This window comes from Phenylobacterium sp. (assembly GCF_036501465.1).
In the GTDB taxonomy this organism is placed as follows: domain Bacteria; phylum Pseudomonadota; class Alphaproteobacteria; order Caulobacterales; family Caulobacteraceae; genus Phenylobacterium.
In genome coordinates, this window is the sequence record NZ_DASYAF010000152.1 from 1 (window position 1) to 13,158 (window position 13,158).

Genomic DNA, 13,158 nt, shown 5'->3' on the forward strand with positions numbered 1-13,158 from the left:
CTGAGCGAGCCGGGGCTCTCCATCAGGATCAGGCGCGTGGCGTCGGAGGCTTCGCCCACCAGCGCCTCCGGCGGCTGCCGGGGATCGTAATAGCGCACGGCGACGCCGAAACGCCGGAGCACCTCGTCACAGAACCGGCGCGTGGGTTTGTAGACGGTGTCGACCACCAGCACCTCGTCGCCGGTCTTCAGCACGGCCAGCAGCGGGCCGGTGAGGGCGCCGATGCCGGACGGATAGAGGGTGGCGGCCCGGGCGTTCTCCAGCTCGCAGATCGCGGCCTGCAGGGCGAACTGCGCCGACAGTCCCTGGCGGCCGTAGGTCAGGGTGTCGTCGCTCGGGTAGAGGCTGGCGGCGTCCGGCAGCAGCACCGTCGAGCCCTTCTGCACCGCCGGCCCGACGGTCTTGGCCGCGCGGCCCGCATCGTGACCGGCGCGGATCAGGCGGGTTTCAGGTCGGCCTTTGACGGTCATTCGGGTTGCGGGGTCCGGGCTGTCGGGCGAGAGTGCGTGGCAGCGGTTCTGGGGCACATAGAGCCCGAGGCCCGGCTCTTTCAAGGAGCAGCGATGATCCGCAAGGCGGCCGTCACGGGCCTCGCGATCCTATTTCTGGGGTTGGTCCTGGCCGGCTGCGACGGCGGCTCCAAGCCTGCGGCGACGCCAGCGCCGAAGGCCGCGACCACCTTCACCGTCCGCTACCACGCCACGCCCAGCAAGGTGCTGAACGCGGTGAGGAAGCGCGGCTATGTAAGCTGCGGGGTCAATCCCGGCCTGCCGGGATTCGCCTATCCGGACGTGCGCGGCTCGTGGCGCGGCTTCGACGTGGACTTCTGCCGGGCCGTGGCGGCCGCGGTGCTGGGCGACGCGGGCAAGGTGCGCTTCGTGGCCATCGGCGGCCCCGACCGGTTCGGGGCCCTGCAGCGCGGCGAGATCGACATCCTGTCGCGCAACACCTCCTGGAGCTTCTCGCGCGACGCGGGCCTGGGCCTCGACTTCGCGGCCACCACCTATTTCGACGGCCAGGGCTTCCTGGCGCCGAAGGCGCTGGGCCTCTCCAGCGCCCAGGAGCTGTCGGGCGCGCGGATCTGCGTGCAGTCGGGCACGGCCAGCCAGGACAACCTGGCCGACTTCTTCCACGCCCGCGGCCTCAGCTACAAACCCATCGTGGTGGCGTCGGAGGCGGAGGCGCGCCGGCTCTACGAGAACGAGGGCTGCGACGTGTTCACGGCGGACATCTCGGCGCTCGCCGGGTCGCGTTCGGTGCTGAACAACCCGAGCGCCCACGTAATCCTGCCGGACGTGATCTCAAAGGAGCCGCTGGGGCCGGTCGTGCGGCAGAACGATCCGGTCTGGGCCGACATCGTGCGCTGGAGCGTCTACGCCACCATCCTGGGCGAGGAGATGGGGTTGTCGTCGAAGACGGTGGCCTCGGCGCGCGACACCTCCGGCAATCCGGAAGTGCGCCGGCTGCTGGGTGTGGACGCGAACTACGGCGCGCTGCTCGGCCTGAACCGCGACTGGGCTTACCAGGTGATCCGCCAGGTCGGTGGCTATCAGGAGATCTTCGACCGCAACATCGGGGCGAAGTCGGCCCTGAAGCTGGACCGGGGCCTGAACGCCCTGTGGAACGCGCCGAAGCCCGGCCTGCTCTACGCGCCGCCGTTCCGCTAGAGCGCCAAGCTCATGGCGCAACGGGCGCTCACGTCGAGGCCCAGGCTGCGCTCGTGCTCGCGTAGGTCCGCAAGCCGGGGCCGGGTTTCATCCTGCGAAACCTCGACGAAGCCGCGCCGGGCATAGAAGGGCGCATTCCAGCTGAGATCGCGGAAGGTGGTGAGCGTCACCGCCGGCAGGCCGCGAGCCCGGGCGTCGTCCGCCACGGCTTCGATCAGCGCCGTCCCCGCGCCGCGCCCCTGGGCGGCGAGACGCACGGCCAACTCCCAGAGGTGCAGGGCGTCTTCGAACGGCTCGATGCTGGCGAAGCCGATGGGTTTGTTCCGGTCGGCGGCGACCCAGATCAGGCCCTGCGGGATGCGCGGGGCGTACCATTTCGCTGGCGTCGGCTTGTGGAAGGCCACATTGGCGCGCTCGGTGCCGAGAAACCGGCGACCGGCCGAACGCTCCACGCCCGGCAACAGGGCGGCGTCGGTGGGGACGGCGCGGCGGATTTCGATGGATCAGGCTCCGGTGACGATGGGGGTGTCGGCGCGGCCGCCCCACTCGGTCCAGGAGCCGTCATAGACCGCCACGTCGTCGCGGCCCAGCCGGGCCAGGGCCAGGGCCAGCAGGGACGCGCTGACGCCGGAGCCGCAGGTGGTGACGATGGGCCCGTTCAGATCCACCCCGGCGGCCTGGAAGGCGGCCTTCAGCTCCGGCCCCGCCTTCATCGTGCCGTCAGGCTTGACGAGGCCGTTCCAGGGCACGTTCCGGGCGCCCGGCATGTGGCCGCTCCTCAGCCCCACGCGTGGCTCCGGCGCCTCGCCGCGGAAGCGGGCCGCGCTGCGGGCGTCGACCAGCTGGGCGTCGTGGCCGGCGAGCGTCGCGCGTACGGCGTCGAGGTCGCGCACCAGGCTGGGGTCGAAGGCGGGCTCGATCGTGGTGACGGTGATGTCGGGCGCGGCGGTCTCGAGCGGCCGGCCCTCGGCGCGCCAAGCCTTCAGACCGCCGTCGAGGACGAAGGCCTCGGGGAACCCCATGACCCGGAGCGTCCACCAGACGCGCGGCGCGGAGAAGATGCCCTGGCCGTCATAGACCACGGTGATGAGGTCGCGGCGCAGGCCCAGCGCGCCCGCGGCCTCGGCGAAGGCGGCGTCGCTGGGCAGCATGTGCGGCAGGTCGGTGGCATGGTCGGCGATCGCGTCGATGTCGAAGAACACCGCGCCCGGGATGTGACCGGCCGCATAGGCCTCGGCGCCCGTCTTGCCCTCGCCCGGCATGAACCAGGTCGCGTCCACGATGCGGATGTCTTCCGAACTCAGGCGCTCGGCCAGCCAGGCCGTGGAGACGAGGGGATCGGTCATTCGAGCCAGGCGGGCGTCGGCAGGCCGCGCTCGCGCAGGAACGCGGGATTGTAGATCTTGGACTGATAGCGCTGGCCGTAGTCGGCGAGCACCGTGACGATGGTCTTGCCGGGCCCCAGATCCTTGGCCAGGCGGATCGCGCCGGCGATATTGATGCCCGTCGAGCCGCCCATCACCAGGCCTTCGTGTTCCACCAGGTCGAAGAGGGCCAGCAGCATCTCCTCGTCGGAGATGCGATAGGCGTTGTCGACCGAGAGACCCTCGAGGTTGGCGGTGATGCGGCCCTGGCCGATGCCTTCGGTGATCGAGTCACCGGCCGACTTCAGTTCGCCGGTCGTGTAGTAGCTGTAGAGCGCCGCGCCGTGCGGGTCGGCCAGGCCGATGGCGATGCCGGGATTGCGCGCCTTCAGCGCCTCGGCGACGCCCGCCAGGGTGCCGCCGGAGCCCACGGCGCAGATGAAGCCGTCGATCTTGCCGTCGGTCTGCGCCCAGATCTCCGGGCCGGTCGTCTCGACATGCGCCTGGCGGTTGGCGACGTTGTCGAACTGCTGCGCCCAGACCGCGCCGTTCGGTTCTTTCTCGTCAAGTTCCTGCGCCAAGCGGCCGGAAACCTTCACATAGTTCATCTCGTTGGCGTAGGGGACCGCGTCCACCTCCACCAGGTCCGCGCCATAGATCCGGATGGCGTCCTTCTTCTCCTGGCTCTGGGTGCGCGGGATGACGATGGTGCAGCCGTAGCCGAGGGCCTTGGCGACCATGGCCAGGCCGATGCCGGTGTTCCCGGCCGTGCCCTCGACGATCCGCCCGCCGGGCCTCAGCGTCCCACGACGTTCGGCGTCTCGCACCATGAACAGGGCGGCGCGGTCCTTTACCGATTGGCCGGGATTGAGGAACTCGGCCTTGCCCCAGATTTCACAGCCGGTGGCGGCGCTGGCGCGGTTCAGGCGGATGAGCGGCGTGTTTCCCACCGCCTCCAGGACGCTACGGGGATTTGGCCGGGGATTGCTCATCGCCGCTACCTAAGCGCGGCGGCGCCGTTGCGGAAGGGCCAAATGATCCGCAGGAAATCTGAGGGCGGTCTCAGGCCTTGGCGAGGGCCAGCTGGACGACGTCGGTCCGCTCGGTGCGGAAGCCGGCCTCGCAGTAGCTGAGGTAGAATTTCCAGAGCTTGCGGAACCGTTCGTCGAAGCCCAGGGGGCGCACGTCCGACCAGGCCGCGTCGAAACGCTGGTGCCACTCCGCCAGGGTGGCGGCATAGTCCTGGCCGAACCGCTCGATCTGGGTCCAGGCTAGGCCCGCCTTGTCGGTCACCCGGCGAAGCCGTTCTTCGGACGGCAACATGCCGCCCGGGAAGACGTACTTCTGGATGAAGTCGGAACGGCTGCGATACTCCTCGAAGTACGCGTCCTTGATGGTGATGATCTGCAGGCCGGCGCGGCCGCCGTCGGCCAAGTTCTCGCGGATCTTGCCGAAATAGGTCGGCCAGTAGCGTTCGCCCACCGCCTCGAACATCTCGATGGAGGCCACGCGGTCGAAGCGGCCATCGACGTCGCGGTAGTCGACCATGCGGATTTCGGCCTGTTCGGCCAGGCCCTGGCGGAATATCCGCTCGCGGGCGTAGTCGAACTGCTCTTGGCTGATGGTGATGCCGGTGACCTTGGCGCCCACCTCGCGGGCGGCGAATTCGGCGAAGCCGCCCCAGCCGCAGCCGATTTCCAGCACGCTCTGGCCCGAGCGCAGGCCCATGCTCTCGGCCAGGGCCCGGTACTTGGCGGTCTGGGCCTCGGAGAGCGCCTGCCCGGGCGTCCGGTAGAGCGCCGAGGAATAGGTCATCGTCGGGTCAAGCCAGCGCTCGTAGAAGGCGTTCCCGAGGTCGTAGTGGGCGTGGATGTTCTTCTTCGATCCGCGGCGGCTGTTGCGGCGGAAGGCGTGGCGCAGCCGGTTGAGCGTCCAGGTCAGCGGATTGCCCATGGTGACGTGCTGCACCCGGTCCCAGTTGGCGGCGAAGACGTAGAGCAGGTCGGGCAGGTCGGGGGTGTCGAACTCGCCGGCCATATAGGCCTCGGCGAAGCCGATATCGCCGGCGGCCAGCGCGCGGCGGATGAAGCGGAAATCCCGGATCAGGATCTGGGCGTCGGAGCCGGGCTCGGCCCCCTCGATGCGCAGCTCGCGGCCGGACGGCATGACGAAGGTCACGGTCCCGATGGTCCAGTTGCGTGCGATCAGGCGCACGGCGGCGCGGAACACGGCGGGGGCGCCCGACAGCTCGGGCAGGCGGCCGAACGCGCGGCGGTCGCCGGCGAGGCTCGCCAGCGAAGGGCCTTGGGCCACGGTCATGATCGCTTCCCCCGAACGCTCACTGGCAATGATACCACCACAGAAGACTGGCGAGAGCCAAACCACGCCCCCTTTGATCCTATACGCTCGCGGCTACCGCCTTGGACGCGGGTAGCCGCACAATGAAGCCTTGTGAAGGCCCGCAACGCGCGCCACTTAGCCCGCACGGAACGCAACGGGGACGCTGATGCCCGTCTTGAACCTGGATCGCTGGAACCTCGCCATCGGCGGCGACGGGCCGCTGCTGGTCATGGCCGGCCTGAACGTGCTGGAAAGCGAGGGCCTGGCGCTGGAGACCGCCGAGCACCTCAAGGGCGTCTGCGCCGAGCTCGGCCTGCCCTATGTATTCAAGGCCAGTTTCGACAAGGCCAACCGCTCGTCGATCCATTCCTATCGTGGCCCCGGCCTGGAGGAGGGCCTGCGCATCCTGGCCGCGGTGAAGGCGCGCCACAATGTGCCGATCGTCACCGACATTCACGAGATCGGCCAGGTCGAGGCGGTGGCGGCGGTGGCCGACGTGGTGCAGATCCCGGCCTTCCTCTGCCGCCAGACCGACCTGGTGATCGCCGCGGCGCGGGCGGTGCAGGCCTCCGGCGGCTGGCTGCACGTCAAGAAGGGCCAGTTCCTGGCGCCCTGGGACTGCAAGGGCATCGTCGACAAGATCCGCGAGGCCACCCAGGGCGATTTCACCATCCTGTGCGAGCGCGGGGCGTCGTTCGGCTACAACAACCTGGTGGTCGACATGCTGGCCATCGAGGAGCTGCAGACCCTGGGCGTGCCGGTGAGCATCGACGCCACCCACGCGGTGCAGCTTCCCGGCGCCGATCCGCGCAGCAACTCCACCGCCACGGGCGGGCGGCGCGGTGGGGTGCCGACCATCGCCAAGTGCGCCGTGGCGGCCGGCGCCGACGCGGTGTTCCTGGAGTTCCATCCGGAGCCGGACAAGGCGCTCTGCGACGCCCTGAGCTGCCTGCCGCTGGCTGGGTCGGGCGCGCTTCTGGCGACGCTGAAAGCCATCCGCGCCGCCGCGCTGGCGGCTTGACCCCGCGCCCAACGCGCCGCACACCGCTGCCGCATGGACCTCTCCGCGCTCCAGCATCTGCTCAGCCTGGCCGCCGGCCGGCGGGTGGCCTGCGTGGGCGACCTGATGGTGGACCGCTTCGTCTATGGCGAGGTGAGCCGGGTCTCGCCGGAAGCCCCGGTGCCGGTGCTGGCCCGCTCGCGTGAGCTGATGATGCTGGGCGCCTCGGGCAATGTGGCGCGCAACGTCGCCGCGCTCGGCGGCGAGGTGTCGCTGGTGGGCGTGGTCGGCTCCGACAACGAGGGCATGGAGGCGCTGCGCCTGGTGGGCGAGGAGGCCGGCGTCGAGGGCTATCTGGTCACCGACACCGAGCGGCCGACCACGCTGAAGACCCGTTTCGTCTCCGGCGGCCAGCAGTTGCTCCGCGTGGACCTGGAGGCCAGCCGTCCGGTGGGCGGCGAGGTGGAGCAGCGCCTGGTCCGCACCATCCGCGACGTGGCCAAGGACGCCGGCGTGATCCTGCTGTCCGACTACGGCAAGGGGGTCATCACCGAGGCGGTAATCGCCGCCTGCCGCGAGGCGGCGGCGGAGAGCGGCGGCAAGGTGGTGGTGGATTCCAAGGCCCGGTCCTTCGCCCGCTATGGCGACGTGGACCTGATCAAGCCCAACGCCGCCGAACTGGCCCACGCTACCGACATGGCGACCGAGACGGACATCCAGATCGAGGGCGCCCTGATCGCGGCCCTGGCGCTGTGGGACGCCAAGGCGATCCTGGTCACCCGCGCGTCCAAGGGCATCTCCCTGGCGGTCCGGGGCGAGGAAGTGCGCCACTTCCCGACCGTGGCGCGCGAGGTGTTCGACGCTTCGGGCGCGGGCGACACGACGCTGGCGGCGCTCGGCCTGGCCATGGCCACCGAGGTCTCTGTCGAAGACGCCATAGCCTTCGCCCAGCTCGCCTCCGGCGTGGCCGTGGGCAAGATCGGCACCGCCACCGTCTCGCCGGACGAGCTGGTGGAGGCGGCGATTTCCGCCCACATGGCGCCGGCCGAGGCCAAGGTCGCCACGCCCGGGCGGATGGTCGAGGAGGTCGCGCGCTGGCGGACCAAGGGGCTGAAGGTGGGCTTCACCAACGGCTGCTTCGACATCCTGCACAAGGGCCATGTGGCCTACCTGACCCAGGCCAAGGCCTGGTGCGACCGGCTGATCGTCGGGCTGAATTCGGATGACAGCGTGCGCCGCCTGAAGGGCGATGGCCGCCCGGTGAACGACCTGGAGAGCCGCGCCCTGGTGCTGGCCGGCCTGGGCTCGGTGGACCTGGTGGTCCCCTTCGAAGACGACACGCCGCTCAGCCTGATCGACGCGGCCAAGCCCGATGTGCTGATCAAGGGCGCCGACTACGCCGAGAGCGAGGTGGTGGGCGCGGCCGAGGTCAGGAGCTGGGGCGGCGAGGTCAAGCTGGCCGCCATCGTCGAGGGCTATTCCACCACCGCGGCCATCGCCAAGATGAAGGTGGGCGAGCGATGAGCCGCCGGATCGTCTTCGTCACCGGCGGGGCGGGCTTCATCGGCTCCAATATCGTGGCCAAGCTGGCCGAGGACCGGGCGCTCGACGTCGTGGTCTGCGACCGGCTGCGCGAGGCCGAGCTCGGCAAGTGGCGCAATATCGCCAAGCATCCGATCGGCGATTTCGTGGCGCCGGAGATGATGTTCGACTGGCTGGAGAAGCGCTGGCGCGACGTCGAGGTGGTGATCCACATGGCGGCGGTCTCCTCGACGACCGAGCCGGACGCCGACAAGATCGTCCACTCCAACTTCACGCTCAGCCGCGACCTGTTCCGCTGGTGCGCCGACCGGCAGCGCAGGCTGATCTACGCCTCGTCGGCGGCGACCTATGGCGCGGGCGAGCACGGCTTCGACGACGACAACAGCTACGAGGCCCTGGCGGCGCTGCGCCCGCTGAACACCTACGGCTGGTCGAAGGCGCTGTTCGACGTCTTCGCGACGCGCCAGGCCGCCCGCGACTACGCCCCGCCGCAGTGGGTCGGGTTGAAGTTCTTCAACGTCTATGGGCCGAACGAGGAGCACAAACGCTCCATGAAGTCGGTGGCCTCGCAGATCTGGCCGCACGTGCGCGACGGCCAGGGCGTGCAACTGTTCAAGAGCTACCGCGAGGGCGTGCCGGACGGCGGCCAGAAGCGCGATTTCGTCTATGTGCGCGACGTGGCCGACATCACCCAGTGGCTGACGCAGAACGAACAGGTCAGCGGCCTCTTCAACCTCGGCTCCGGCGAGGCCAGGACCTTCGAGGACATGGCGCGCGCGGTGTTCGCCGCCGCCGGCAAGGCCCCGCAGATCGACTACACGCCCATGCCGCCAGCGATCCGCGACAAGTACCAGTATTTCACGCAGGCGAAGATGGAGCGGCTGAAGGCCGCCGGCTACGCCAGGCCCATGACGCCGCTGGAGGAGGGGATCGGCGACTACGTCCGAACCTATCTCAGCCAGCCCGATCCCTACCGCTGACCCATGAGCGAGGCGCGGCCACGCTCGAGGCGCTGGGTCGCGGGCGGGCTGCTGGTCATCCTGTTGCTGCTGAGCTCGGCGGTCATCGGCTTCCGCGGCGACCTGATCCGCTGGTCGCTGGACCCGCGTACGCCCTTCCAGACCTACCGTCCGCCGCCGGCGCCGGACTATGGAGAGCGCAAGGCCTGGTTCCTGCTGCCCGATCACCCCGAGGCGCCCGCGCCCGGCGCGCCGGCGGCCGACGTCTTCTTCGTCTCGCCGACCACCTTCGAGGGTGGGCGGGACTGGAACGACCGCTACGACGACCCCAAGGCCGACAAGGTCTTCCGCCGGGTGATGGTGCCCAACTACGCCGGGCCGTTCAAACGCCTGGGCCGCATCTTCGCGCCGCGCTATCGCCAGGCGGGGCTCTACAGCCTGCTGAGCCTGAACGACGACGCCAAGGACGCCCGCCGCTTCCCCTATGGCGACGTAGCGGCGGCCTTCCGCCAGTGGCGCGACCACTACGGTGACGACCGGCCGTTCGTGGTGGTGGGCGTCGAGCAGGGCGGCGCGCTCGCCGAGCGGCTGGTGGCCGAGGAGATCGCGCCCAACCCGGCGCTGCGCGCCCGCCTGGCCGGGGCCTATCTGATCGAGACCGTGGTGGACGCCGCCCATCCGCCGCTGCCGCCCTGCGAGCGGCGCGACCAGGCGGCTTGCCTCGCCGCCTGGGCCAGCGCGCCGGAAAGCGAGATCGAGCGCGGCAAGGTGCTGCTGGACCGCGCCCTGGTCTGGAATGTCGCCGACGAGCTGCAGAACCTGCGCGGGCCAGCGCTTTGCTTCAACCCGATCCTGGGCGCGACGACCGACGCGCCCGCCCCGGCGCGGATGAACCTGGGCGCCGCCAACGCCACGGGGCTGGAGTGGGGCGCGCGTCCCGCCTTCCTGGCGCGGCAGGTCTCCGCCCAGTGCGAAGGCGGGGTGCTGCGGGTCTCGACGCCCCGGTCCTCGTCGCTGAAGCCCTCGGGGTCATGGGCCGAACGGCGGATGTCGCCGCCTTACAACCTGTTCTACGCCGACCTGGAGGCCGACGTCCGGGGGCGGATCGCGGCCTTGACCCGCCGCTGAGCCTGGCGTCCGACTGGGGAGAACAGAGGGAAGGGGACCGCCATGGCCGAAGCCAACCGTCAGATCCTGCTCGACCGCCTGCCTGGCGGCGACAAGCTGGCGCCAGAGCACTTCCGCCTGACCGAGGGCGCGGCGCCGGAGGCAGGCGAGGGCGAGGTGCTCTTGCGCACGCGCTACATTTCGCTCGACGCCGCCAACCGCGCCTGGATGCAGGGCGCGACCTACCGTTCGGCCCTGGAGAGCGGCCAGGTGATGTCCGGCGGCGCCCTGGCGGAAGTGGTGCGCTCCGGCGTCGGCCACCTCGCGCCCGGCGACCTGGTCTTCGCTGACACCGGCTGGCAAGACTATGCGGTCCTGCCGGGCAAGCGGCTCGCCAAGCTGCCGCCGATGCAGCCCATGACCCATCTGATGAGCGTCTATGGCGTGGCCGGCCTCACCGCATATTTCGGCCTTCTGGACTGCGGCCAGCCGAAGGCCGGCGACACCGTCGTGGTGTCGGCGGCCGCCGGGTCGGTGGGCAACATCGTGGGCCAGATCGCCAGGATCAAAGGCTGCCGCGTGGTCGGTATCGCCGGCGGCGAGGCGAAGGGCCGCTGGCTGACGGAGGATCTCGGGTTCGACCAGGCGCTCGACTACAAGGCCGCGGACTTCAAGCGCCAGCTGCGCGAGCTGGGTGGGATCGACGTCTACTTCGACAATGTGGGCGGCGATATCTTCGAGGCCTGCCTGTTCGCCATGAACCTGCACGGCCGGATCGCCTGCTGCGGGGCGCTCTCGCAGTACGACGGCGCGCCGCCGCCGCACGGGCCTCGCGGCGTGCCGGGCCTGATCGTCACCAAGCGCCTGACCCTGCGCGGTTTCGTGCTCTACGACTTCGACGCGCGGCGCGAGGAAGCGCTGGCGGCGCTGAAGGGCTGGGTGGAGAGCGGGCAGCTCAAGGTGCAGGAGGACGTGATCGAGGGGCTGGAAAATACCCCCGCGGCCCTGATCGGCCTGCTGGCCGGCGAGAACCGCGGCAAGCGGATGATCAAGGTGCGCTAGCCGGCGTCCCGAAGCCCCAATCCGGCCTTCCAGTCGAACAGTTCCTGCAGCACGGCCAGCGCCTTGCCGCGCTCGCCTTTCAGCTCCGGATCGCGCGCCACGATCAGGCGCGCGTCGTCGCCGGCCGCGGCGATCAGGTCGCGGTGCGGGCCGATGACGTCGGCGAAGATGTAGTCGGGGAAGCCGGACTGCTTGAGGCCGAGCGCGTCGCCGCCGCCGCGCAGCTCCAGGTCGGTCTCGGCGATCAGGAAGCCGTCGTCGGTGCGCCGCAGGATGTCGAGCCGCTTCTGGGCGGTCTCCGACAGCGGCGGGTCGTAGAGCAGGACGCAGGAGCTTTCGCGGTGGCCGCGCCCGACCCGGCCGCGCAGCTGGTGCAGCTGGGCCAGTCCGAAGCGTTCGGCCTGCTCGATGACCATGATGGTGGCGTTCGGCACATTGACGCCGACCTCGACCACGGTGGTGGCGACCAGCACCGAGACGCGGCCGTCGGCGAAGTCGGCCATCACCGCGTCCTTCTCGGCGGCGGCGAGCTTGCCGTGCACGAGGCCGACGCGGGCGCCCAGGGTTTTGCGCAGCTCCGCGGCGCGGGTCTCGGCGGCCTTCAGGTCGACAAGCTCGGACTCCGAGACCAGCGGGCAGATCCAGAAGGCCTGGGCGCCGCTGCGCACCGCCTCGTGCAGGCGCGCCTCGACTTCCGGCAGCCGGGTCATGGGCGCGGCGCGGGTGGCGACCGGCGTGCGGCCGGGCGGTTTCTCCTCGATGCGGCTGACGTCCAGGTCGCCGTAGAGCGTGAGCTCCAGGGTCCTGGGGATCGGCGTGGCCGACATGGCCAGCAGATGCACCGCCTCGCCCTTCTGCTGCAGCCGCTGGCGTTCGCTCACTCCGAAGCGGTGCTGTTCGTCGATCACCGCCAGCTCCAGGCGATCGAACGCGACCTCGTCCTGGAAGAGCGCGTGGGTGCCGACCGCCACCTTGGCTGCGCCCGAGGCGAGCGCGCGCAGCTTCTCGGCGCGGCCTGCGCCCTTGTCGCGGCCAGTCAGCAGGATCACGCCGACGCCGTGGTCGGTGAGCGGGCCGGAGATGGTCTCGTAGTGCTGGCGGGCGAGGATCTCGGTGGGCGCCATGAGCGCGCTCTGGCCGCCGCCGGCCGCCACGTCGGCCATGGCGCACATGGCCACTACGGTCTTGCCGGAGCCGACGTCGCCCTGGGTCAATCGGCTCATCCGCTCGCCCGCGGCCAGGTCGGCGCGGATCTCGCCGAGCGCACGGACCTGGGCGCCGGTGAAGGCGAAGGGCAGGTCGGCCTGGATGCGGGCGGCGGTTTCGCTGGCGGAGACGCGCGCGGCGGGTTCACGCCGGCGCGCGGCCTTGCGTTGGGCCATGGCCAGTTGCTGGGCCAGCAGCTCGTCATAAGCCAGGCGGCGCAGGTGAGGGGAGGCCGGCGACAGGTCGGCCTCGCTTTCGGGATTGTGCAGCCGCGCCAGGGCCTCGCGCCAGGCGGGGAAGCGCTCGCGCTTAAGCCAGGCGGCGTCCTGCCACTCCGGCAGGTCCGGCGCGCGCTCCAGGGCCTCCAGGGCGAAGGTGCGCACACGCCGGGCCGGCAGGCCCTCGGTCGCCGGATAGATCGCCTCCAGCTCGGGGATCTCGTCGCGCTTGGCCGGTTCGACCATGTAGTCGGGATGGACCATCTGGCGGCCGAACCGCTCGTCCTCCACCTTGCCGGAGATGATCCGCTTCGAGCCCGGGGGATGACGCCGTTCCAGCTGGTCGGCGAAGCGGCCGAAGAACACCAGGGTCATGAAGCCGGTGGGGTCGCTCACCCGCACCCGCCATGGCTGGGCCTGGGTGCGCGGGCGCTGATATTCGTCGACGGTGACCTCGAAGGTCATGATCTGGCCGTCGAGCGCCGACTCCAGGGTCGCGGGCGTGCGCCGGACCAGGGAATGCGGCCGCAGGAACGCCACGTCGCGCACCTTGTCGCCGCCCGCCACCTTGGCCAGCAGCGGGGCCACGCGCGCGCCCACGCCTTTCAGCGTGTCGATCGGTGCGAAGAGCGGGAACAGAATCTCCGGCCGCATGATTGCAGCATAGCCGACTGGCGCTCAGGTCCCGCCCGC

The 13,158-nt window shown here is 70.5% G+C and carries 12 protein-coding genes; 6 read left to right on the top strand and 6 right to left on the bottom strand.

The features are described from left to right. A partial coding sequence (locus tag VGL85_RS17165; RefSeq protein ID WP_331590204.1) for a PLP-dependent transferase occupies positions 1-470 on the bottom strand: 470 nt, incomplete at its 3' end. 93 nt (positions 471-563) lie between these two features. On the opposite strand from VGL85_RS17165, the gene VGL85_RS17170 reads away from it, so the two are divergent. Then, entirely contained in the window at positions 564-1,667 is a 1,104-nt protein-coding gene (locus VGL85_RS17170; protein WP_331590205.1) for an amino acid ABC transporter substrate-binding protein, read from the top strand. Here VGL85_RS17170 and VGL85_RS17175 read toward each other — a convergent pair. From VGL85_RS17175 to VGL85_RS17190, 4 genes are all read right to left on the bottom strand, one after another. Further along, complete coding sequence (locus VGL85_RS17175; protein ID WP_331590234.1) at positions 1,664-2,119, bottom strand: GNAT family N-acetyltransferase; 456 nt, start codon at positions 2,117-2,119, stop codon at positions 1,664-1,666. The two genes, VGL85_RS17170 and VGL85_RS17175, sit on opposite strands and share 4 nt — an antisense overlap. 51 nt (positions 2,120-2,170) lie before the next feature. Next, the gene (sseA, locus tag VGL85_RS17180; protein ID WP_331590206.1) at positions 2,171-3,013 is read right to left on the bottom strand and encodes a 3-mercaptopyruvate sulfurtransferase; all 843 of its coding nucleotides are present in this window, start codon (positions 3,011-3,013) and stop codon (positions 2,171-2,173) included. Next, positions 3,010-4,023 (bottom strand): cysteine synthase A, encoded by a 1,014-nt coding sequence (locus tag VGL85_RS17185; RefSeq protein WP_331590208.1) that lies wholly within the window; start codon positions 4,021-4,023, stop codon positions 3,010-3,012. Before VGL85_RS17185 ends, sseA begins: the two co-directional genes overlap by 4 nt. A 70-nt stretch (positions 4,024-4,093) precedes the next feature. Next, on the bottom strand, positions 4,094-5,350 hold the full coding sequence (locus VGL85_RS17190; RefSeq protein WP_331590209.1) for a cyclopropane-fatty-acyl-phospholipid synthase family protein: 1,257 nt from the start codon (positions 5,348-5,350) through the stop codon (positions 4,094-4,096). Positions 5,351-5,537: 187 nt separating this feature from the next. On the opposite strand from VGL85_RS17190, the gene kdsA reads away from it, so the two are divergent. The 5 genes from kdsA to VGL85_RS17215 are packed head-to-tail and all read left to right on the top strand — an operon-like array spanning position 5,538 to position 11,041. Then, positions 5,538-6,392 carry a 3-deoxy-8-phosphooctulonate synthase gene (gene kdsA, locus VGL85_RS17195; RefSeq protein ID WP_331590211.1) on the top strand — a complete coding sequence of 285 codons (855 nt, stop codon included), beginning with the start codon at positions 5,538-5,540 and terminating at the stop codon, positions 6,390-6,392. Positions 6,393-6,425: 33 nt separating this feature from the next. Next, on the top strand, positions 6,426-7,895 hold the full coding sequence (gene rfaE2 / locus VGL85_RS17200) for a D-glycero-beta-D-manno-heptose 1-phosphate adenylyltransferase (protein WP_331590212.1): 1,470 nt from the start codon (positions 6,426-6,428) through the stop codon (positions 7,893-7,895). Then, positions 7,892-8,893, top strand: coding sequence for an ADP-glyceromanno-heptose 6-epimerase (gene rfaD / locus VGL85_RS17205; RefSeq protein ID WP_331590213.1), 1,002 nt, complete (start codon positions 7,892-7,894; stop codon positions 8,891-8,893). The genes rfaE2 and rfaD overlap by 4 nt, the downstream gene beginning before the upstream one ends. Positions 8,894-8,896: 3 nt before the next feature. Continuing rightward, on the top strand, positions 8,897-10,000 hold the full coding sequence (locus tag VGL85_RS17210; protein ID WP_331590214.1) for a DUF3089 domain-containing protein: 1,104 nt from the start codon (positions 8,897-8,899) through the stop codon (positions 9,998-10,000). Between the two features lie 42 nt (positions 10,001-10,042). Further along, positions 10,043-11,041, top strand: coding sequence for an NADP-dependent oxidoreductase (locus VGL85_RS17215; RefSeq protein WP_331590215.1), 999 nt, complete (start codon positions 10,043-10,045; stop codon positions 11,039-11,041). Here VGL85_RS17215 and recG read toward each other — a convergent pair. Further along, a complete protein-coding gene (recG, locus tag VGL85_RS17220) occupies positions 11,038-13,119 on the bottom strand; it encodes an ATP-dependent DNA helicase RecG (protein WP_331590216.1) in 2,082 nt (693 codons plus the stop codon). The two genes, VGL85_RS17215 and recG, sit on opposite strands and share 4 nt — an antisense overlap. Between the last annotated feature and the right edge of the window lie 39 nt (positions 13,120-13,158).